Below are 20,355 nucleotides of genomic sequence, written 5' to 3' on the forward strand. Positions count from 1 at the left end.
AGACATCCGCACCGCTGCACCGAAGGAGCACCACGATGAGCACCAACCGCCCCGGAGACCAGACCCAGACCGCGGCCGAGCTCCAGCTCGAGTGGGACGCCGACCCCCGCTGGGAGGGCGTCAAGCGCGACTACACCGCCGAGGACGTCATCGCCCTCCGCGGCCCCGTCCGCGAGGAGCGCACGCTCGCCCGCCGCGGAGCCGAGAAGCTCTGGGAGAACATCCAGAAGAACACCGGCACCGCCTTCGAGCGCATGGAGGACCCCGAGTGGTCGGCCGCGCTCGGCGCCCTCACCGGCAACCAGGCCGTGCAGCAGGTCCGCGCGGGCCTCAAGGCCATCTACCTGTCGGGCTGGCAGGTCGCGGCCGACGCGAACCTCTCGGGCCAGACCTACCCCGACCAGTCGCTCTACCCGGCCAACTCGGTGCCGGCCGTCGTGCGCCGCATCAACAACGCGCTGCTGCGCGCCGGCCAGGTCGAGCAGGGCGCCGACGACCGCGACTGGATGGCGCCGATCGTCGCCGACGCCGAGGCCGGCTTCGGCGGCCCGCTCAACGCCTACGAGCTCATGCACCAGATGATCGAAGCGGGCGCGGCCGGCGTGCACTGGGAGGACCAGCTCGCGAGCGAGAAGAAGTGCGGCCACATGGGCGGCAAGGTGCTCGTGCCCACCGGCCAGCACATCCGCACCATCAACGCGGCCCGCATGGCGGCGGATGTCGCGGGCGTGCCGTCGATCATCATCGCCCGCACCGACGCGCTCGCCGCGACCCTGCTGACCAGCGACCACGACGAGCGCGACCAGCCGTTCGTCACGGGCGAGCGCACCGCCGAGGGCTTCTACCACGTGCAGAACGGCATCGAGCCGGTCATCGCGCGCGGCCTCGCGTACGCGGAGTACGCCGACCTGCTGTGGGTCGAGTCGGCCGAGCCCGACCTCGAGCTCGCCCGCCGCTTCGCCGAGGCCGTGCACGCGAAGTTCCCCGGCAAGCGCCTCAGCTACAACTGCTCGCCGTCGTTCAACTGGAAGCGCCACCTCGACGACGACCAGATCGCGAAGTTCCAGCGCGAGCTCGCAGCCATGGGGTACGCGTTCCAGTTCATCACCCTGGCGGGCTTCCACTCCCTGAACCACGGCATGTTCACGCTCGCGAAGGACTACAACGAGCGCGCCATGTCCGCGTACGTCGAGCTGCAGGAGGCCGAATTCGCCTCCGAGGCCGACGGCTACACCGCCACGCGCCACCAGCGCGAGGTCGGCACCGGCTACTTCGACCAGATCGCCACGGCGCTGAACCCGAACAGCGCGACCCTCGCCCTCGTCGGATCGACCGAGGAAGAGCAGTTCCAGCACTGATCGACAGGCGTCACGCCCGCGAAGGAGACGAGACCATGACCATCACGATCGACCGACCGACCACGCACGAGCCGAAGCCGGCGCGCACGGCACCCGCCTTCCAGACGGTGCAGCCGCACCTCGAGGTCACCGCGCCCTACGGCGAGCGGTACGACGAGATCCTCACGCCCGAGGCGCTCGCGTTCCTGGCGAAGCTGCACGACCGGTTCGCCGGCACCCGGCACGAGCTGCTGGCCGAGCGCCTGCAGACCCGCGTCGACGCCGCCAACGGCCGCGACCCGAAGTTCCTCCCGGAGACCGAGTGGATCCGCAACGACGCGACCTGGCGTGTCGCGGGCGCCGGCCCAGGCCTCGAGGACCGCCGCGTCGAGATCACCGGCCCGACCGACCGGAAGATGGCGATCAACGCGCTGAACTCCGGTGCGAAGGTGTGGCTCGCCGACCACGAGGACGCCACGAGCCCGACCTGGGCGAACGTCGTCGAAGGCCAGCTGTCGCTGTTCGATTTCCTCCGCGGCGACCTCGAGTACACCAGCCCCGAGGGCAAGGAGTACCGCGTCACCGCGACGGAGACGCCGACGATCGTGTTCCGCCCCCGCGGGTGGCACCTCGTCGAGAAGCACCTGCGGTTCCACGACCGCGCCGGTCGCGCCATGCACGCGTCGGGCTCGCTGGTGGACTTCGGGCTGTACTTCTTCCACAACGCCCGCAGGCTCATCGAGCAGGGCCGCGGCCCGTACTTCTACCTGCCGAAGCTCGAGTCGCACCGCGAGGCCAAGCTCTGGAACGACATCTTCGTCTTCGCGCAGCACGAGCTCGGCATCCCGCAGGGCACCATCCGCGCGACCGTGCTCATCGAGACGATCCAGGCCGCGTTCCAGATGGACGAGATCCTGTACGAGCTGCGCGATCACTGCGCCGGCCTCAACGCCGGCCGCTGGGACTACATCTTCTCGATCGTGAAGACGTTCCGCTCGCGTGGCCGTCGGTGGGTCATGCCCGACCGCAAGTCGATCACCATGACGGTGCCGTTCATGCGGGCGTACACCGAGCTGCTCGTGCAGACCTGCCACAAGCGGGGCGCGCACGCGATCGGCGGCATGAGCGCGTTCATCCCGAACCGTCGCGACCCCGAGGTCACCGAGCGCGCGCTCGCCGCGGTGTCGGCCGACAAGCGCCGCGAGGCGACCGACGGCTTCGACGGCACCTGGGTCGCGCACCCCGACCTGATCCCGACGGCGCGCGCCGAGTTCGACGCGGTCCTCGGCGAGCGGCCCAACCAGGTCGACCGGCTCCGCGACGACGTGCAGGTGACGGCGGCGCAGCTGCTCGACATCCCGTCGGTCGGCGGCGAGGTCACCGAGGCCGGCGTGTACGACAACATCTCGATCTGCATCCGGTACATCGAGTCGTGGCTCCGCGGGACCGGCGCCGCGGCGATCGACAACCTGATGGAGGACGCCGCGACCGCGGAGATCTCGCGATCGCAGGTGTGGCAGTGGCTGCACGACAACACGGTCGCCGCCGAGGGCACGCGCATCGACCAGACGTCGATCGTGCGGATCATGGCGGCCGCCGTGGCCGACCTGCCCCGGTTCGAGGGCGACCGGTTCGACGACGCGATCTCGGTGTTCCGGTCGGTCGCGCTCGAGCCCGAGTTCCCCACGTTCCTGACGGTGGGGGCGTACGCCCGGTTCCTCTGAACCGGCGCCGGCCGCACCGGCACGACACGGCGAGCGGATGCCGCGGGGCCCTGCCCCCGCGGCATCCGCTTCGTCGTGCCGGTGCGGAGGATACGGACCCGGGGGTGGATCGACCACCCCATGCCGCCCGCCGTCCGACCGCGTAGCGTGCCGGGTACGAAGGCGGCGGAGGGAGCAGGTCGTGTGGTTCGATTCGTGGGCGGAGACCGCCCGGGTGGTGCTGGTGGGAACCGCGGCATACGCGACGCTCGTGGTCGTGCTCCGGCTGTCGGGCAAGCGCACCCTCAGCCAGCTGAACGCGTTCGACTTCATCGTGACCGTCGCGCTGGGGTCGACGCTCGCGACGATCCTGCTGTCGTCCGACGTGTCGTTCGTCGAGGGGATCGTCGCACTGGCCCTGCTCGCCGCCCTCCAGTTCGTCATCGCCTTCGCATCGTCGCGCTCGGAACGGCTGCGCAGCGCCGTCGCCGCTGAGCCCACGCTGGTCGTGTGGAACGGCGAGATCGATCGGGACGCGCTGGAGCGCAACCGGCTCGCCGAGTCGGAGGTCCTGCAGGCGATCCGCTGCAGCGGCAGCGGCGGGCTCACTGAGGTCGCCGCGGTCGTGCTCGAGACGAACGGCACGGTCAGCGTGATCGCTCGGTCCCGAATCGGTGACGGATCCGCGCTCGGCGACCTGCGCCCGACGACCTGAGCGGCTCCGGATTCGTCGCGTCAGCGCATCGGGACCGACACGTCGACGCCGCCCTCGGGCGTGAGCCGCTGGTTCATCTTCACGAGCATCGGCGCAGGGACGAAGCCGCCGGCGAAGAGCGCCTCGCCCTGCCGAAACCACGGGGAGCGGGCGATGAGCCCCGTCGGCGCGTACCCGAAGTACGTGGCGAGGCCCTCGAGGTCGACCGGCGAGCTCATCTTCATGAGCGCGAGGTTGTCGCACTGCGAGATGATCCCCGGGTGCACCTTCGACGGTCGCTGCGTCGAGAGCAGCAGCCACAGGCCGAACTTGCGGCCCTCGGCGGCGATCTGCACGAGCCGCTCACGGACCGCAACGGCCACGGGCGCCTCGAGTTGCGGCGAGCAGAGGTTGTGGGCCTCGTCGATCACGAGCAGTACGGGCCGGCGCTCCTCGCGACGCTCCCACAGCTCGTCGAGCACCGCGAGCGCGACCACGAGCTGCTGCTCGGGGGTCGAGAATCCGCCGAGGTCGAGCACCGTGGCATCCGGTCGCTCGTCGATGACCTCGGTCGCGGCCTGCTTCGCACCCGCCCAGACCTCCCAGCCGAGCACGCCGAGGTTCTCCAGCCGGAGCAGCAGGCGCTGGTGCGCGGGCTCGGGCGAGGCGGAGAGCGTCGAGACGATCTGGTGCAGGTCGGTGGTCTGCAGCACGTCGCGCAGGTGCACGAGCGCGTTGTACTCGTCGCGGTCGGCGACGGGGTCGAGCTGCAGCACGGCGGCCTTCGAGGCCATCGGCATGGTCAGGAACCGGGCGCGCAGCGGGGCGCCATCGTCGTTCGGGCGGAGCACGCGGATGTCGCGCTCCCGCAGTGCGTCGACCGTTGGTCCGGAGACGCCGTCGCGCAGGTCACCCAGACGCACGAAGTCCGAGTTCGGGTCGAACACGACGAGCGGCAGCGCGGTGTGCGCGACGAGCTGCTCGAGCACCACGCCGAGCGCGTACGTCTTGCCCGAGCCGGACTGCCCGCACCAGAACGTGTGCCGGTTGAACCGGTGCGGCAGGAGCTTCGCGGCGCGTCCGGGGGGCGTGAGGTCGGTGCCGATCTCGAGGGCGGCGCCGGTCGCCGCGTGCAGCAGGTCGACGGATGCCGCATCGACGGCGGTCAGGGACGCCGTGGCGAACGCGGCACTCGAACGGGTGTCGAGCCCGCCGTCGTCGATCACGCCGATGAGGCGGCCGCGGAGCTGGCCGCGGTCGTCGTCGCGGTGCTCGATGAGGCCGAGCTGGCGTGCCGAGCCGTCGTCGGCGACGACGAGCGCGCCGACGGCGAAGGGCAGGTCGGTGCCGGACACCGTGAACGAGCGGCCGTCGTCGGAACGGGCCGTGACGCGAGACGCTTCTGACTCCATGGGGCCGATCCTGCCATTCGCGCGCGCGTGCCGGTAGCGTCGCAACCGTGAACGTCGTCACCCGCCTCGCAACGCCCGCCGACGCCGAGTCGCTCGCGCGGCTCGCGGCCGTGACGTTCCCGCTCGCCTGCCCGCCGTCGACCACGGCCGAGTCCATCGCGGACTTCATCGCCACGCACCTCACCGAGCTCCGGTTCGCGGACCACCTCGCCGGCGCCGACCGCACGCTGTTCGTCGCCCTTCCCGACGACTCGCCCGCGGGCGTCGCGCTCGCCGCATCGGAGGAGATCGCCGCGACCGGGCGCCTGATCGGGTGGTCGATGCTGGTGTCGACCGAGGGCGGCGTGCCGGCCGATGCGGATGCCGCGGCGTCGGTGACGGCCCGGCCGGCGATCGAGCTCAGCAAGATGTACGTGCACCCGGCGGTGCACGGCGCCGGAGTCGCCGGTGCGCTCATGGAGGCCACGCTCGACGCCGCGGCCCGCGCCGGGGCATCCGTCGTCTGGCTCGGCGTGAACCAGGAGAACCGGCGGGCCATCCGCTTCTACGAGAAGCACGGCTTCGAGGTCGTCGGCACCAAGCGGTTCCGGGTGGGCGACCGGCTCGAGCACGACTACGTGCTCGAGCGCCCATTGGCGGAGGACGCGTCGTCGGCGACGGGCCCGCTCAACGTGCTGCCTTGACCTTCTCGTAGGCGCCCAGGGCCGCGTCGCGCGTCGCCTTGAGGTCGACGATCGGCTCGGGGTAATCGTCGGTGCCGTACTCGGGCACCCAGCGGCCGACGTACCGCCCGTCGGGGTCGAACTTCTCGCGCTGCAGCTCGGGGTTGAAGACGCGGAAGTAGGGCGCGGCGTCCGCCCCGGACCCGGCGACCCACTGCCATCCGAACGGGTTCGAGGCGTGGTCGGCGTCGACCAGCGTGTCCCAGAACCACTGCTCGCCGCGGCGCCAGTCGATGAGCAGGTTCTTGGTGAGGAACGACGCGGTGATCATGCGGGCGCGGTTGTGCATGACGCCCGTGTGCCAGAGCTCGCGCATCGCGGCATCCACGACGGGCACGCCCGTGCGGCCGCGCTCCCACGCGGTGAGCGCCGACGGGCGCAGGCGCGGCCACGGGAACGCGTCGAACTCGCTGCGCCAGCTCCTGGTCGCGAGCTCCGGGAAGTGGAAGAGCACGTGCCACGCGAACTCGCGCCAGCCGACCTCGGAGAGGAACTTGCGCGCGCCCTCCGTGCCGGCGGCGCGCTCGCGGGTCGCGTGCCACACCTGGTGCGGGCTGAGCTCTCCCCAGCGCAGCCGCGGCGAGAGGCGGCTCGTGACCTGGCGGTCGAGGCGGTCGCGGCCGGTCGCGTAGTCGCCGAGGTCGTCGGCGAGGAATGCGCGGAGCCGCGCGTGCGCGGCGGTCTCGCCGGGCTGCCATGTCTCGCGCAGGCCGCCGGCCCAGTCGGGGGCGGTCGGCAGCAGCGCCCAGTCGCCGAGGTCGTCGCTCGCCGGCCCGCCGCGCCCGTCCGGCCCGCCGTACCCGTCGAGGTCGCCGGTCGATGGAGCGGGCAGCGGATGCCGCGGCTCGGGCGCCGCGAGGCACGCCTTCCAGAACGGCGTGAACACCGAGAACGGCGTGCCGGAACCGGTGCGGATCGTCCACGGTTCGAACAGCAGCGACCCGTCGAAGCTTCGGACCTCGAGCCCCGCGTCGGTCAACGACGACTTCAGGTCGGTGTCGACCTCGCGCTCGACGCCGCCGTAGCGGCGGTTCCAGAACACGGCGCCCGCGCCGGTCTCGTCGACGAGCGAGCGGATGACGCGGCCGGCCGCTCCGCGCCGCAGGACGAGCTTCACGCCGAGCCCGCGCAGGTCGGCGGCGAGCGAGTCGAGCGAGTGGTGGAGCCACCACCTCGCGGCGCCCCCGAGCGGGCGGATGCCGGGCGACTCCTCGTCGAGCACGTACACGGCCACGATCGGCTCGCCGCGCTCGACGGCCGCGTGCAGGGCGGGGTGGTCGGCCAGCCTGAGGTCGTCGCGGAACCAGACGATCGACGGCGCGGCGCTCATGGCTCGACGCTAGCCGAGGCGTCCGTCGGCACGTCGCGCTCTCCGCCGGTTCACAGGAGATCCCACGATCTGCCGGACCGGAGGTGCGGAGCGGTCCTGCGCATCGTGGGATCTCCTGTGAACCGGACGCGTGATGGGGTCGGGTCAGGCCGGGTCGGGGGCGACGCGCAGCACGAGCTTGCCCCGCACGTGCCCCTCGCCGAGCCGGCGGTGCGCCTCCTCGCCCTCGGCGAGCGGGAACTCGCCGTCGACGTGCACGCGCAGCGCGCCGTCGTCGATCAGCCGCGAGAGCACCGTCAGGGTGCGCGCGTCGGGCGAGACGACGTAGCCGGTGGCGCGGATGCCGCGGGCCTCCGCCTCCTCGGCCATCGTCGGCCACGACTTCGTGGGCACGTTGACGATGAGTCCGCCGCGTCGCAGCACGTCGAGCGAACGCGAGCCCGTGTCATCCGCGACGTTGCCGATCAGGTCGATCACGACGTCCTGCTCGCCGACGACCTCCTCGAAGCGCTCCGACGTGTAGTCGACGACCCGGGCCGCACCGAGCGATGCGAGGAACTCGGCGTTGCGGGGCGAACCGGTCGCCGTGACGTGGGCGCCGAAGTAGCTCGCGAGCTGCACCGCGACGTGGCCGACGCCGCCAGATCCGGCGTGGATGAGCATCCGCTGGCCGTCGTGCGCGCGGGCCACGTCGACCACGGCGCCCCACGCGGTGAGTGCCGCGCACGGCACTGCGGCGGCCTCGACGAAGCTCGCGGCGAGCGGCATCGGCGCGACGCTCAGCGACGAGACGCTGACGTACTCGGCGTAGCTGCCGGGCAGTCGCGGCACGCGAGCCATGCCGTACACGCGGTCGCCGGGCCGCAGCGGGTGCGCCGCGTAGGGCACCTCCTCGACGATGCCCGCGAAGTCGAAGCCGAGCACCGCGGGGAAGGACGCGATGGCCGCCGCGACGCCCTTCCCCAGCTTGGTCTTGCGGTCGATGGGGTTCACGCCGGCGGCGATCACCCGGACGATCACCTCGTCGAGCACGCGGTCCGGCCGCGGCACCTCGCCCAGCCGGAGGGTCGAGCCCTCGCCGGCCTCGTCGATGACCAGCGCCCGCATCGTCTCCGCCATCCGCCCGCCTTCCCCGTGCCGTGCCCGGATCCCTCTCGGGCAGATTAGGCTGCGACCACGTGACCCGTCGAGAGGGGATCGCATGCGCGCACTGTTCGGTGTGCTGAGGCTGGTGGCGGCGACGGCCGTGATCGTGGCGATCGCCGGCCAGTTCGTCGTCAGCTGGAGCATGGTGCCGGACCGCGCGGCGTTCGTCGTGAACTTCTTCAGCTTCTTCACCATCCTCTCGAACGCCCTGACCGCGCTGCTCATGCTCGTCGGCGCATGGATCGCGTTCACGCGCCGTGACGACCCCGGCTGGTTCAACCTCGTCCGCGCGTGCGCGGTCACCTACATGGCCACCACGTTCGTCGTCTACAACCTGCTGCTGCGCGAGATCTCGCTCGACCAGGCCACGACCGTGCCGTGGTCGAACGAGATCCTGCACGTGTGGGCACCGCTGTACGTCGTGCTCGACTGGGTGCTCGCACCCGGGCGACACCCCATCCCATGGCCGCGCCTCTGGGCCATCGTGCTGTTCCCGCTCGCCTGGGTCGCGTACACGCTGATCCGCGGGCCGATCGTCGGCTGGTACCCGTACCCGTTCCTGGACCCCGCGCAGGAGGCGGGCTACGGCGGCGTCGCCGTGTACGTCATCGCGATCGCCTCGTTCATCCTGCTGGTCGGTGCAGGGATCCTCGCACTGAGCCGCACGCCGTGGCCGCACGAGATCGCACCGCTGCCCGAGCGGGGGCGCGACCGGGCCGAACGGGCCGAACCCGCCGAGCCGCTCGACCGGGCCGATCCCTCCGACCCCGCCGACCGGGTCACGACCCGCTGAGCCACCGCCCGACGACGTCGCGCATCGCGGCCGTCTGCGCCGGCTGGCCGTCGTCGCGCGCCGGCACCCGCTCGAGCGGCGACCCGAGTGCGCCGGCCCAGCGCTCGGCGAGGGCGAACGGATGCACCGGGTCGCGGGGGGCGCCGACGACGAGCGAACGGATGCCGCGGGGCGCGAGTTCGGCGAGCTCGGCCTCGGCCGCGAACGCGCGGTTGCGCGGGATCTCGACAAGGCGGACCGCGCGCGCCGCGGCATCCGTCGCCGTGAACTGCGCGAGCAGCCCCCGCCCGCCCATCGGTGACTCGCGCGCCACGCGGAGGTACGGCTCGGTGCGACGGAACCGCTCGGCGCCGTCGACCGGCCCGGACTCGTGGAGCAGCTCGCCGATCACCGGGAACGGGCGCAGGTTCGGCGGAAGCGACCGGTCGTCGAACGCGGGTCGCACGAACACGGCGCGGTCGACCGGGAGCAGTCCGCGCAGGCAGATCCGCAGCGCGAGGGCCGCACCCATCGAGATGCCGACGAGCGTGAGCCGGCGCGCGGTGCGACCCGTCGCAAGCGTCGCTCGCGCTTCGGACGCGACCTCGTCGGCGAGCCGGTCGAGGGCGAAGTCCGCCGGCTCGCCGACGACGGTCGACGCGCCATGCGCCCGGACGTCGGGTGCCGCCACCGCCGCGATCGCGAGCCCGGGCGAGTCGAGCACCGGACCGAACAGTCCGAGGGGCTGGCTGCGGTCGGCGCCGAGCCCGTGCAGGAGCACGAAGCTCACGCCAGCGGCCCCGGGCGGTAGAAGGCCCGGTCGGGCGACTCGCGGTAGCCACCCGGCTCCGGCGCACCGGGCTGCGGCCGGATCGCCTCGAGCAGCAGGTTCGCGAGGCGCACGAGCATCGCGACCTGGCTCTCGTCGCGGTCGACCCACCGGCACTGCGGCTCGCCGACCGGAACGAACCCGTCGTGCTGCTCCCAGACCACGAGCGTGCGCTCGGCGCCGAGCACGTACTGCTGCCACCACACCTGCCGCAGGTAGCTTCGCGGGATGCCGCGCCAGGCCTTCGACGTCGTCTTGATCTCGCACAGCTCGAGCGCGCCGTTCGACCCGACCCCCAGGCCGTCCGGCGTCGCCAGGTGCCGTCGCTCGGCCTCGGCGTGGAACAGCAGCCGCGACGGCGCGAGCCCATGCTCGCGCCGCGCCCACTCGGCGATCACCGGCTCGCGCTCACGGCCGTGGTCGGTGTACCGGCTGCCGCCGAATCCGCGGCCGCGCGTGCCGTACAGCTTCTCGTTCGCCGCCGCCGTCACGGATGCCGCGGACGCGAGCTTCGCGGCATCCGTCGCCGTCACGCCGCGCGAGCGGGCCCGCAGCCACGCCACCCGGTCGCTCGAATCGGCGACCACGCGCTGCTCGTGCGGATGCCGCTGCGGCACGAGGGACGCTGCGCGCATCTCACCGCCCTCGAGGTCGAAGAGGGCGAACGGCTGGGTCACTCCACCACGGTACCCCCGGCCGCCGTCGTCGGCGGGCGCGCGCGCCGGACTACTTGACCGCGCGCAACGCTCCGGCGGAGGACTGCGCGATCATCGCCTCGATGTTCGCGGGCGAGAGGGAGTGGTGGATGGCGAGCATCGTCGCGCCGAGCACCGCGGCATCGGCGCCGGTCTGGGAGAGCGTGATGTGCAGCGCCTCGGTCGCGAGCGGCATCGACCGCCGGTAGACGACCTCGCGCACGCCGGCGATGAGGTGCTCGCCGGCCTCGGCCATCGCCCCGCCGAGCACGATCACCGACGGATTCATCAGGCTCACGCAGGTCGTGAGGACCTCGCCGACGTCGCGGCCGGCCTGGCGGACCGCCTGGATGGCGTTGACGTTGCCGTTCTTCACGAGGTCGACGACGTCGCGCGAGTTCTTGGCGGGGATGCCGGCAGCGGTGAGTGCGCGGGCGATCGCGCTGCCCGAGGCGAGCGCCTCGAGGCAGCCGAAGTTGCCGCAGCTGCACGCGATCTCGGCGCCGCGCGAGACGTAGACGTGGCCGATGTCGCCCGCGGTGCCCTGGGCCCCGCGCTGCAGGAAGCCGCCCGAGATGACGCCCGCGCCGATGCCCGTCGCGATCTTGACGAACAGCAGGTGGTCGACGTCGGGCCAGGCGCGCTCGCGCTCGCCGAGGGCCATGATGTTCACGTCGTTGTCGACGAGCACGGGGACGTCGATCTCCTGACGGATCCAGCCGGCGATGTCGAAGCGGTCCCATCCCGGCATGATCGGGGGATTGATCGGACGACCGGTGCTGAACTCGACCGGGCCCGGCACGCCGACGCCGATCGCGAGCAGGTCCTCGACGCGTCGGCCGGCCCGCTCGATCAGCTCGCGTGCGGCGGCGATCGCGGCGTCGAGCACGATGCGCGGACCCTCGGCGACCGCGATCGTCGAGTTGGTCTCCTCGAGGACGCGGCCCGTGATGTCGCTCAGGGCGGCTCGGACGTGCGAGGCGCCGATGTCGACGCCGATCACGAAGCGGTCGCTCGCGGTGATGGCGAAGAGCGAGGAGGGGCGACCGCCGGTCGAGGCGGCTTCGCCCACGGGCCCGACCAGGCCGAGGTCGGTGAGCGCGTCGATGCGCATGGCGACGGTCGTGCGGGCGAGACCGGTGATCGCGGCCAGCTCGCTGCGCGTGCGCGGCTGGCCGTCGCGGAGGATCTGGAACAGATCGCTCATCGCGGTCGAACCCAGCGCGTTCACGTGGGGTCGCGACTCGCCCGCACTTCTGTCACTCATATGCCAATTCTCCCATATGCGGCGGCGGAACTCTCATGGGAATGCATGTGAACTCCGCGGCGGCTCCGTCCGGCACGGTCAGTGCGATCGCGTGTTCTGGCCCGAGAAGCGCTGCTGGAGCAGCACCGCGACCACGATGATCACGCCCTTCGCCACGGCCTGCACCGAGGTCGAGAGGTTGTTCTGCGTGAACACGTTCGTGAGCGTCGCGAAGATCAGGACGCCGAACACGGTGCCGGTGATCGTGCCGCGACCGCCCGCGAGGAGGGTGCCGCCGACGACGACCGCCGCGATCGCGTCGAGCTCGTACAGCGTGCCGTGGGTCGAGGTGCCCGCCGTGGTGCGGCCGAGGATCATGATCGCGGCGATGCCCGCTGTGAGGCCGGCGAGGGCGTAGAGGTACATGGTGTGCCGGCGGACCGCGACGCCCGCGAGGCGAGCGGCCTCGCGGTTGCCGCCCACGGCGATCGTGCGGCGGCCGAACGTGGTGCGGTTGAGCAGGATCCACCCGGCGCCGGCGACCAGGACGAAGATCCAGATGAGCATGTCGACGCCGAGCAGGTCGAGGTTCATGAACTGCTGGAACTCCGGCACGCGGACGACCTGCGTCTGCCGGTTCGCCAGGATCTCCGCGAGGCCTCGCGCCGCCACGAGCATCGCGAGGGTCGCCATGAACGCCACCACCTTGCCGTAGGCGATCACGAAGCCGTTGATGAAGCCTGCGGCGAGGCCGACGGCGAGCGCGGCGAACACCATGACCACCCAGGTCGAGCTCTCCGCGGCGGCCTGCACCGCCGAGAGGGTCGCGACCACGGATGCCAGGCCCATGACCGAGCCGACCGAGAGGTCGATGCCGCCGCCGATGATCACGAAGGTCATGCCGATCGAGATGACGCCGATGATCGAGGCGAGGCGCAGGATGACGAAGATGTTGTCGATGTTGGTGAACCGGTCGCCCGCGGTGATGGCGCCGACCGCGAACAGCGCTCCGAGCGCGAGGATGAGGCCGAGGTTCCGGCCCACCGAGCCGCTGAGCAGCGAACGCGCGTCGAAGCGTCGTGCGGCGGGAGCCGGGGCCTCGCCCGCCGGGGCGGGCTCGGCGGGGGTGATGGTCTGCTGCTGCTCGCTCACGCGGCGGTTCCTTCCATGATGAGGTCGAGCACGCGGTGCTCGTCGATCTGATCTGCCTGCACGGTGCTGAGCACGCGGCCGTCCGCGACGACGAGGACGGTGTCGGCGAGGCCGAGGACCTCCTCGATCTCGCTGGAGACGATGACGACGGCGTCGCCGTTGGCGGCGAGCCGGCGGATGAGCGCGTAGATCTCGGCCCGGGCTCCGACGTCGACGCCGCGCGTGGGCTCGTCGAGCAGGAGCACCGATGTCCGGTTGACGAGCCACCGGGCGAGCAGGATCTTCTGCTGGTTGCCGCCCGAGAGCGTGCGCGCCGGACGGTCGGGATCGGCGGGCCGCAGCTGCAGCGCGGTGATCTGCTCGGCGGCGACGCGGCGTTCCGCCTTCTCGTTGACGAACCCCGCGCGTGCGTAGCGGGCGAACGAGGAGAGGGTGACGTTCTGGTAGATGGGCTCGTCGAGCAGGAGGCCCTGGCTCTTGCGCTCCTCCGGGGAGAGGCCGACGCCGGAGCGCACCGCGTCGCGGACCGAGCCGCGCTTGAGGGCTCGCCCCTTCACGCGGACCGAGCCGGAACTGGCGCGCCGGGCGCCGTACACGGTCTCCAGGATCTCCGAGCGCCCGGAGCCGACGAGTCCGGCGAGGCCGACGATCTCGCCGGCGCGCACCGTGAAGCTGACGTCCTCGAAGACGCCGTCCAGCGAGAGGTCGCGCACGTCGAGCAGGACCTCCGCCTCGTCGGGGACCGGCTCCGCCGGGGGGAAGACGTTCGCGACGGAGCGGCCGGTCATGAGGCGGATGAGCTCGGGGGTCGGGGTGTCCCCGACGGGCAGCCCGTTGGCGGTGCTGCGTCCGTCCTTCAGCACCGAGATGCGGTCACCGATCTCGCGGATCTCCTCGAGCCGGTGCGTGATGTAGACGACGGCGATGCCCGCCGCAGTGAGCTCTCGCACCACGCGGAAGAGGTTCTTGACCTCCTCGCTGTCGAGCACGGCGGAGGGCTCGTCCATGATGATGAGCTTCGTGTCGTGCGAGAGCGCCCGCGCCATGCTGACGATCTGCTTGTTCGCCGCGCTGAGCGATCCGACCTCGCGCGTGGGGGAGAGGTCGCCGTGCCCGAGCCGGTCCAGGAGCGCCCGGGCCCGTGCGTTGGCTTCGCCCGAACGGAGGAACCCGCCGACGGCGAGTTCGTGCCCGAGGAAGATGTTCTCGGTCACCGTGAGGCCGTCGACGACGTCGAGTTCCTGGTACATCGTCGCGATGCCGATGTCGATGGCGTCCTGGGGCGTCGAGAGGGTCACCTCCTCGCCGTTCCAGCGGATGGTGCCGGCGTCGGGAGTGTGCACGCCCGCGAGCGTCTTGATCAGGGTGGACTTGCCCGCACCGTTCTGACCGAGGATGCAGTGCACCTCGCCCGCGACGATCTCGAGGTCGACGGCCTTGAGCGCCTGGACGCCCGAGAAGGCCTTGGAGATGCCGCTCATTCGGAGTAATGCCGGAGAATGGTCGTCTTTGATCACTTGCACATCATAACTGCAACTTGCAGTGACGCAAAGGTCTTGGTGCGATTCTGCCGCCGGCGCGCCCGAGAGGTGCGCATGTGGCCCGCGTTCTGGGGCCATGCACTTTTGCCAGATGCTAAACATAAGTTGCGCACGCGCCGCGATCTTCTGTTACGCTCGCCGCACGTCAACGTGGACTCGTCGCGGGTGTGAGGCACCCGGGTGGTCGAAGTCCACCTGGTGGCGCTGCGTCACATCCGATGAGAGGACAAACACAAATGAGTGTCACGCGCACTTCCCGCGCCCGCCGCCTGGTCATGGCGGGGGCATCCCTCGCGGTCGCCGGCCTGCTGGCCGGCTGCACCGCCGGCGGCTCCGAATCGACCGTCACCCAGAACCAGAACTCCGCCGAGGAGAACGCCGAATCGGGCGAGACGGTCGTCATCGGCTTCTCCGGCCCGGCGGCCGACCACGGCTGGCTCGGCGCGATCAACTCGGCCGCGATCGCCGCGGCCGATTCCTACGACGACGTCGAGCTGCGCGTCGCCGAGGGCACGAACGACGCCAACCTGCAGATCAGCCAGGTCGAGACCTTCGTCAACGACGGCGTCGACGCCATCGTGCTGCTGCCCACCGACGGTGCGGCACTGACCGAGGCGGCGACCAAGGCGATGGAGGCGGGGATCCCGGTGATCAACGTCGACCGCGAGTTCTCGACCCCGGCCGCGGCCCGCGCGACGATCCTCGGCGACAACTACGGCATGGGCGTCTCGGCCGGAAGCTACATCTGCGAGCGCCTGGGCGACCAGGACGACGCCGTGGTCGCCGAGATCGCGGGCATCGACTCGCTGCCGCTCACGCAGGACCGTTCGCGCGGCTTCGCCGACGCGCTGTCCGAGTGCGGCCTCGAGGTCGCCAACCGCGTCGCGGCGGACTTCACCATCCAGGGCGGCGAGGCCGTCACGTCGCAGCTGCTCTCGGCCGCGCCCGAGATCGACGCGATCTGGAACCACGACGACGACCAGGGTGTCGGCGTGATGGCGGCCATCGACGCCGCGGGTCGCGACGAGTTCTTCATGGTCGGCGGCGCTGGCAGCGCCAACGCGATGCGCGCGATCGAGTCCGGTGACACGGTCCTCGAGGCGACGGTCATCTACCCCTCGACCCAGGCGGCCGACGGCATCGCGCTGGCCCGCCTGATCGCGCAGGGCAAGACCATGAGCGACCTGTACACGCCGGGCGTTCCCTACCGGATCGTCCTCGACGCTCCGGTCGTGACGGCCGAGAACGTCGACGAGTACATCGACTTCGCGTTCGAGTCCTGATCTGATCCACCGGCTGGGCGCCCGAGAGGGCGCCCAGCCGTCATTCCCTACACCTGAAAGGCGGAATCGATCCGCATGCGTGAACGTCTTCGCGTCGCGATGGTGGGCAACGGCTTCATGGGAGCCGCCCACTCGCAGGGATGGCGCGTCGCCCCGAGGTTCTTCGACCTCCCGCTCCTGCCCTCGATGGACGTCCTCGTCGGCCGCAACCCCGCGGGCGTCGCGGCCTCGGCCGAGAAGTGGGGATGGCGCGAGTCGTCGGTCGACTGGCGGGAGGTCGTCGAGCGAGACGACATCGACGTCGTCGACATCGTGACTCCCGGCGACACCCATGCCGAGATCGCGATCGCCGCCCTCGAGGCGGGCAAGCACGTGCTCTGCGAGAAGCCGTTGGCCAACTCGTCGGCAGAGGCCGAGACCATGACGCGCGTCGCCGAGGCGGCCGCCGCCCGCGGCATCCGCTCGATGCTCGGGTTCACGTATCGGCGGGTGCCGGCGACGGCCTTCGCGCGGCAGCTCATCGCCGAGGGGCGGATCGGGGACGTGCGCCAGGTGCGCGCGTCGTACCTGCAGGACTGGCTCGTCGATCCGGCGAGCCCCATGACCTGGCGGCTGCAGAAGGACCGCGCGGGATCCGGCGCGCTCGGCGACATCGGCGCGCATGCGGTCGACCTGGCGGAGTACATGACCGGGCTCCGGCTCGGCAGGGTGTCCGGCGTGCTCGCGACCTTCGTGCGGCAGCGGCCGATCGCCGGATCGTCGTCGGGAGGCATCGCGGCGGCCGCGTCGGATGCGCCTCCGGCGGAATACGGGGAGGTGACGGTCGACGACGTGGCCCTGTTCCGAGGGCGGTTCGAATCCGGTGCGCTCGGCACGTTCGAGGCCTCGCGCATGGCCACGGGCCGCAAGAACGCGCTCCGCGTCGAGGTGTCGGGATCGCTCGGCGCGATCGCGTTCGACCTCGAGGACCTCAACTCCCTCGAGCTGTACGACGCGACCGAGCCGGCCGGCGAGCAGGGCTTCAAGAAGATCATCGTCACCGAGCCCGAGCACCCGTGGGTCTCGGCCTGGTGGCCCGCCGGGCACATGCTCGGCTACGAGCACGGCTTCGCCCACCAGGCGAGGGACTTCGTCGAGGCCATCGCCACCGGCGAGGCGCCCCGACCGTCGTTCGCCGACGGGCTGCACGTGCAGCGCGTCCTGGACGCGGTCGAGCACAGCTCCGAGGGCGACGGCGCCTGGGTGGAGGTCGCCGGCGGGGCCGACTGAGCCGTCCCACCGTTCGCCCAGCGACCTCCCACGATGTCCGACCCCCACGAAAGGATCCGAGCATGACCGACACGCCCGCCACGACGCACCCCGTCACCCTCTTCACCGGCCAGTGGGCCGACCTGCCGTTCGAGGAGGTCGCGCGACTGGCATCCGAATGGGGCTACGACGGCCTCGAGATCGGCGTCGGCGGCGACCACCTCGACACGAAGCTCGCCGACGAGGAGCCGGGCTACCTGAAGGAGAAGCTGGAGCTCCTGAAGCGCTACGACCTGAAGGTGTACGCGATCTCGAACCATCTCACCGGCCAGGCCGTGTGCGACGACCCGATCGACTTCCGCCACCAGGCGATCGTGCGCCCCTACACGTGGGGCGACGGCGACGCCGAGGGCGTTCGGCGGCGCGCCGCGGAGGACCTCGAGCGCACCGCGCGGGTGGCCCGCAAGCTCGGCGTGGACACGGTCGTCGGCTTCACGGGCTCGAAGATCTGGCAGTACGTCGCGATGTTCCCGCCGGTGCCGGCATCCGTCATCGACGCCGGGTACGAGGACTTCGCGAACCGCTGGAACCCGATCCTCGACGTCTTCGACGACGAGGGCGTGCGGTTCGCGCACGAGGTGCACCCGTCCGAGATCGCGTACGACCACTGGACCAGCGTGCGCACGCTCGAGGCGATCGGCCGCCGCGAGGCGTTCGGCTTCAACTGGGACCCGAGCCACATGATGTGGCAGGGCGTCGACCCGGTCGGCTTCATCTGGGACTTCCAGGACCGGATCTACCACGTCGACTGCAAGGACACGCGCATCCGGACCGCGAACAGCCGGAGCGGCATCCTCGGCTCGCACCTGCCATGGGGCGACCCGCGCCGCGGCTGGGACTTCGTCTCGACCGGGCACGGCGACGTGCCGTGGGAGGACGCGTTCCGCGCGCTCGACGCGATCGGCTACACCGGCCCGATCTCGGTCGAGTGGGAGGACGCCGGCATGGACCGGCTGCACGGCGGCCCGCAGGCGCTCGAGTTCGTGCGCTCGCTCATCTGGCCGCGCCCGACCGCGTCGTTCGACGCCGCGTTCTCGAACCAGTAGGGCGGCGGATGCGCACGGCGCCGGTCGTGCGCATCCGATCCCGCGCGGGGATCAGTACCACTTCGCGAACGACTGGTAGCGCGAGAATCCCGCGTGCGCGTCGACCGCGCCGGGCACCCAGTACCCGCTGGCGAGCCATCCGAACGACCACTGGAAGTGGCCCATGCCGCCCTGGAACGGACGGAACGCCGCGGGGTGGCACATGAGACCGCAGTAGTCCGGGACCGTCGCGCCGAACGCCCTCGCCGATTGGCTGTGGCCGACCGCGGAATACTGGCTGCCGGGCAGGCCGAGGTCGTTCCCGCCGAGTGTCTGGTACATCGCGACGTGGTCGGGCTGCAGGTTGGGGTAGCCCTCGTCGGTGTCGTTGTAGAACCCGGCGCCGATGATGTCGCCCTCGAGCTGCGTCGGGAAGCGGTCGACGAGTCCCCGGGTGGTCTGGATCGCCCAGAGCACCTCGTCGGGCACGAGCGGGCCCATGTCGAACGACACGAACGCCCGGTCCTTGCCGACGCTGAGGTCGAAGTAGTCGGCCGGCTCCACCTCGCCCGTGGGCGAGCGGCGCTGCGGGATCGGGACCTCGCGTCCGTCGAACTGGGCCGGTCCGCTCGTGAGCCGCTCCCATTGCCCGACCGGGCCGAGCTCGGTGCCGTCCATGAAGACCCGCCAGCTGTCCATCCGGTGCTTGGTGCACCGCTCGGAGTACTGCACGCCCGTCGGTTGGGGCTGGGGCAGGTACTGCTGCGACGCCCACTCGTTCGTGATGTAGCGGCCGTTGCAGTAGCTGCTCGACTCGCCCGTCGTGAGCACGATGATCACGTCGTAGCGACGCGGGTCGGGCTCGCCGATGAGCGACCAGACCGAGAGGTCGTCGTCCGGATGCACGACCACGGTGTAGCGCAGGACCCGCCCCTCGTCGGGCAGCCACCAGGACACGCGGCGCGCTGCGTCGAGCGTCGCGCGGGGCGGCGTGCTGCCGGAGTCCACCAGGAGGAGCGGGCTGTCGGACGCCCCGGCCACGGCGCCCGCGCTCAGCCCGTCGGGGAAGGCCAGGCCGGATGCGAGGACCACGCTCGGCGTGGTGGGCGTGAAGAAGCGGTCGGCGACGGCGGCGGCGGTGGCGTACCGATCCGGACCCGAGACGCGGACGACCGAGCCGCCCGTGATCGAGCGGATGCGCGAGGCCACCGTGTCGCTCACGACGCCCGTTCCGCCGACGATGTAGACGACCGGCGGTCGGAGGCGCGCGAGTTCGTTCGCCGTCGCGGAGGGCACGGCGGTGGCGGACACCAGCAGGGACGGTGCGTCCTCCATGGCGGCAGCGGGACCGGCGCCCAGGGCGTCGGGGAAGTTCAGCCCGTTGACGACGAACGCGGCGGGCGCCGAGTCGAAGAACTCGGCGGACAGGTTCGCCGCCGTGCCGTAGCGGTCGGGGCCGGCGATGCGTTCCACGACTGCCGAGGGGACCGCCGCCGCGACGTCCGCGGCGACCTGCTCGGAGACCACGCCGGTCCCGCCGGCGATCCAGACGTTCGCGGGCGCGAGCCTGGCGAGCTCCGCCGCGACCGCCTCGGGCAGCGCCGCCCCGCGGGTGAGGAGGACGGGGCCGCCCCGGTCGCCGGCGATCGCCGACGCGGCGAGGCCGTCCGGGAAGTTCTCGCCGCTGGCGAGCCAAACGTCGGTGGTTCCGGGCGCGAAGTGCGCGGCGCTGAGCGCGACCGCGGTGAGGTACCGGTCCGCGCCGCCGCCGCGCTCGGCCGCGCGGTCGGTGACCGACCCGACCGTCGTCAGCGTCGATGCGCCGACCACGTCGGCACCCCCGGCCGCGAGGACCGTGCCGACGACCCGGTTCTCGATCGGGGCGGCCTGGATGCCGGCCTCGAGGGAGCGGTCGCGAGTGGTCGGGGCATCCTGTCCTTCGAGCACGTCGCTCGGGTTCTTCGGCGGCGACTTGTCGACGGGAGGGTCGTCGGGCCGGCCGGGAGGCTCGGCGCGCGACGAGGCCGGAGGCTCGGGTGCGGGCGTCGGGGCCGCGGCGGCGGGCTGGCCCGCGAACCCTGCGAGCACCACGGCGAGTGCCGCGACGCCTGCGAACCAGCGCTTCGTCATAGGGTGCACCTCCACGCACTAGAACGCTAC

The 20,355-nt window shown here is 71.8% G+C and carries 17 protein-coding genes; 8 read left to right on the forward strand and 9 right to left on the reverse strand.

Annotated features, from left to right (window positions below):
• Positions 1-35: 35 nt before the first annotated feature.
• The 3 genes from aceA (at position 36) to ACULK4_RS02540 (ending at position 3,755) form a co-directional block, all read left to right on the forward strand.
• Positions 36-1,358 carry an isocitrate lyase gene (aceA, locus tag ACULK4_RS02530; RefSeq protein ID WP_445964889.1) on the forward strand — a complete coding sequence of 441 codons (1,323 nt, stop codon included), beginning with the start codon at positions 36-38 and terminating at the stop codon, positions 1,356-1,358.
• Between the two features lie 35 nt (positions 1,359-1,393).
• Complete coding sequence (aceB, locus tag ACULK4_RS02535) at positions 1,394-3,061, forward strand: malate synthase A (protein WP_445964890.1); 1,668 nt, start codon at positions 1,394-1,396, stop codon at positions 3,059-3,061.
• Positions 3,062-3,242: 181 nt separating this feature from the next.
• On the forward strand, positions 3,243-3,755 hold the full coding sequence (locus tag ACULK4_RS02540; RefSeq protein ID WP_445964891.1) for a DUF421 domain-containing protein: 513 nt from the start codon (positions 3,243-3,245) through the stop codon (positions 3,753-3,755).
• A gap of 20 nt (positions 3,756-3,775) precedes the next feature.
• Here ACULK4_RS02540 and ACULK4_RS02545 read toward each other — a convergent pair whose 3' ends face one another.
• Positions 3,776-5,146, reverse strand: coding sequence for an ATP-binding protein (locus tag ACULK4_RS02545; protein WP_445964892.1), 1,371 nt, complete (start codon positions 5,144-5,146; stop codon positions 3,776-3,778).
• 47 nt (positions 5,147-5,193) lie between these two features.
• On the opposite strand from ACULK4_RS02545, the gene ACULK4_RS02550 reads away from it, so the two are divergent.
• A complete protein-coding gene (locus ACULK4_RS02550) occupies positions 5,194-5,829 on the forward strand; it encodes a GNAT family N-acetyltransferase (RefSeq protein ID WP_445964893.1) in 636 nt (211 codons plus the stop codon).
• On the opposite strand, the gene ACULK4_RS02555 is transcribed toward ACULK4_RS02550, so the two are convergent.
• Both ACULK4_RS02555 and ACULK4_RS02560 read right to left on the reverse strand, forming a co-directional pair.
• Positions 5,813-7,198: a cryptochrome/photolyase family protein gene (locus ACULK4_RS02555; RefSeq protein ID WP_445964894.1), complete on the reverse strand. Its 1,386-nt coding sequence runs from the start codon at positions 7,196-7,198 to the stop codon at positions 5,813-5,815. The two genes, ACULK4_RS02550 and ACULK4_RS02555, sit on opposite strands and share 17 nt — an antisense overlap.
• A gap of 144 nt (positions 7,199-7,342) precedes the next feature.
• Positions 7,343-8,317, reverse strand: coding sequence for an NADP-dependent oxidoreductase (locus ACULK4_RS02560; RefSeq protein WP_445964895.1), 975 nt, complete (start codon positions 8,315-8,317; stop codon positions 7,343-7,345).
• 82 nt (positions 8,318-8,399) lie between these two features.
• Here ACULK4_RS02560 and ACULK4_RS02565 point away from each other — a divergent pair, with 82 nt between their 5' ends.
• The gene (locus ACULK4_RS02565) at positions 8,400-9,137 is read left to right on the forward strand and encodes a Pr6Pr family membrane protein (RefSeq protein ID WP_445964896.1); all 738 of its coding nucleotides are present in this window, start codon (positions 8,400-8,402) and stop codon (positions 9,135-9,137) included.
• Here ACULK4_RS02565 and ACULK4_RS02570 read toward each other — a convergent pair.
• The 5 genes from ACULK4_RS02570 to ACULK4_RS02590 all read right to left on the reverse strand — a co-directional run bounded on the left by ACULK4_RS02570 (position 9,124) and on the right by ACULK4_RS02590 (position 14,519).
• Positions 9,124-9,906, reverse strand: a complete 783-nt coding sequence (locus ACULK4_RS02570) for an alpha/beta fold hydrolase (protein ID WP_445964897.1) — start codon at positions 9,904-9,906, stop codon at positions 9,124-9,126. The two genes, ACULK4_RS02565 and ACULK4_RS02570, sit on opposite strands and share 14 nt — an antisense overlap.
• Positions 9,903-10,580 (reverse strand): YqaJ viral recombinase family protein, encoded by a 678-nt coding sequence (locus tag ACULK4_RS02575; protein ID WP_445965189.1) that lies wholly within the window; start codon positions 10,578-10,580, stop codon positions 9,903-9,905. The genes ACULK4_RS02570 and ACULK4_RS02575 overlap by 4 nt, the downstream gene beginning before the upstream one ends.
• 91 nt (positions 10,581-10,671) lie before the next feature.
• The gene (locus tag ACULK4_RS02580; RefSeq protein WP_445964898.1) at positions 10,672-11,907 is read right to left on the reverse strand and encodes an ROK family transcriptional regulator; all 1,236 of its coding nucleotides are present in this window, start codon (positions 11,905-11,907) and stop codon (positions 10,672-10,674) included.
• Between the two features lie 78 nt (positions 11,908-11,985).
• Positions 11,986-13,038, reverse strand: coding sequence for an ABC transporter permease (locus tag ACULK4_RS02585; RefSeq protein WP_445964899.1), 1,053 nt, complete (start codon positions 13,036-13,038; stop codon positions 11,986-11,988).
• Positions 13,035-14,519: a sugar ABC transporter ATP-binding protein gene (locus ACULK4_RS02590; protein WP_445964900.1), complete on the reverse strand. Its 1,485-nt coding sequence runs from the start codon at positions 14,517-14,519 to the stop codon at positions 13,035-13,037. The genes ACULK4_RS02585 and ACULK4_RS02590 overlap by 4 nt, the downstream gene beginning before the upstream one ends.
• Before the next feature lie 296 nt (positions 14,520-14,815).
• On the opposite strand from ACULK4_RS02590, the gene ACULK4_RS02595 reads away from it, so the two are divergent.
• The 3 genes from ACULK4_RS02595 (at position 14,816) to ACULK4_RS02605 (ending at position 18,216) form a co-directional block, all read left to right on the forward strand.
• Positions 14,816-15,862, forward strand: a complete 1,047-nt coding sequence (locus ACULK4_RS02595; RefSeq protein WP_445964901.1) for a substrate-binding domain-containing protein — start codon at positions 14,816-14,818, stop codon at positions 15,860-15,862.
• A gap of 75 nt (positions 15,863-15,937) precedes the next feature.
• Positions 15,938-17,131 carry a Gfo/Idh/MocA family protein gene (locus ACULK4_RS02600; RefSeq protein WP_445964902.1) on the forward strand — a complete coding sequence of 398 codons (1,194 nt, stop codon included), beginning with the start codon at positions 15,938-15,940 and terminating at the stop codon, positions 17,129-17,131.
• Between the two features lie 62 nt (positions 17,132-17,193).
• The gene (locus tag ACULK4_RS02605; protein WP_445964903.1) at positions 17,194-18,216 is read left to right on the forward strand and encodes a sugar phosphate isomerase/epimerase family protein; all 1,023 of its coding nucleotides are present in this window, start codon (positions 17,194-17,196) and stop codon (positions 18,214-18,216) included.
• Between the two features lie 51 nt (positions 18,217-18,267).
• Here the strand turns inward: ACULK4_RS02605 and ACULK4_RS02610 are convergent, their stop codons facing one another.
• The gene (locus tag ACULK4_RS02610) at positions 18,268-20,325 is read right to left on the reverse strand and encodes a cell wall-binding repeat-containing protein (protein ID WP_445964904.1); all 2,058 of its coding nucleotides are present in this window, start codon (positions 20,323-20,325) and stop codon (positions 18,268-18,270) included.
• Positions 20,326-20,355: the final 30 nt, after the last annotated feature.

The sequence above is a fragment of the Agromyces selenitireducens genome (assembly GCF_052748465.2).

What these genes read in the sequence shown, in the direction of transcription:
- ACULK4_RS02580 (WP_445964898.1), bottom strand. Translation starts at nt 11,907, where the DNA reads ATGAGTGACAGAAGTGCGGGCGAGTCGCGACCCCACGTGAACGCGCTG.
- ACULK4_RS02595 (WP_445964901.1), top strand. Translation starts at nt 14,816, where the DNA reads ATGAGTGTCACGCGCACTTCCCGCGCCCGCCGCCTGGTCATGGCGGGG.
- aceA (WP_445964889.1), top strand. Translation starts at nt 36, where the DNA reads ATGAGCACCAACCGCCCCGGAGACCAGACCCAGACCGCGGCCGAGCTC.
- aceB (WP_445964890.1), top strand. Translation starts at nt 1,394, where the DNA reads ATGACCATCACGATCGACCGACCGACCACGCACGAGCCGAAGCCGGCG.
- ACULK4_RS02600 (WP_445964902.1), top strand. Translation starts at nt 15,938, where the DNA reads ATGCGTGAACGTCTTCGCGTCGCGATGGTGGGCAACGGCTTCATGGGA.
- ACULK4_RS02565 (WP_445964896.1), top strand. Translation starts at nt 8,400, where the DNA reads ATGCGCGCACTGTTCGGTGTGCTGAGGCTGGTGGCGGCGACGGCCGTG.
- ACULK4_RS02605 (WP_445964903.1), top strand. Translation starts at nt 17,194, where the DNA reads ATGACCGACACGCCCGCCACGACGCACCCCGTCACCCTCTTCACCGGC.
- ACULK4_RS02545 (WP_445964892.1), bottom strand. Translation starts at nt 5,146, where the DNA reads ATGGAGTCAGAAGCGTCTCGCGTCACGGCCCGTTCCGACGACGGCCGC.
- ACULK4_RS02555 (WP_445964894.1), bottom strand. Translation starts at nt 7,198, where the DNA reads ATGAGCGCCGCGCCGTCGATCGTCTGGTTCCGCGACGACCTCAGGCTG.
- ACULK4_RS02610 (WP_445964904.1), bottom strand. Translation starts at nt 20,325, where the DNA reads ATGACGAAGCGCTGGTTCGCAGGCGTCGCGGCACTCGCCGTGGTGCTC.
- ACULK4_RS02575 (WP_445965189.1), bottom strand. Translation starts at nt 10,580, where the DNA reads ATGCGCGCAGCGTCCCTCGTGCCGCAGCGGCATCCGCACGAGCAGCGC.
- ACULK4_RS02590 (WP_445964900.1), bottom strand. Translation starts at nt 14,519, where the DNA reads ATGAGCGGCATCTCCAAGGCCTTCTCGGGCGTCCAGGCGCTCAAGGCC.
- ACULK4_RS02560 (WP_445964895.1), bottom strand. Translation starts at nt 8,317, where the DNA reads ATGGCGGAGACGATGCGGGCGCTGGTCATCGACGAGGCCGGCGAGGGC.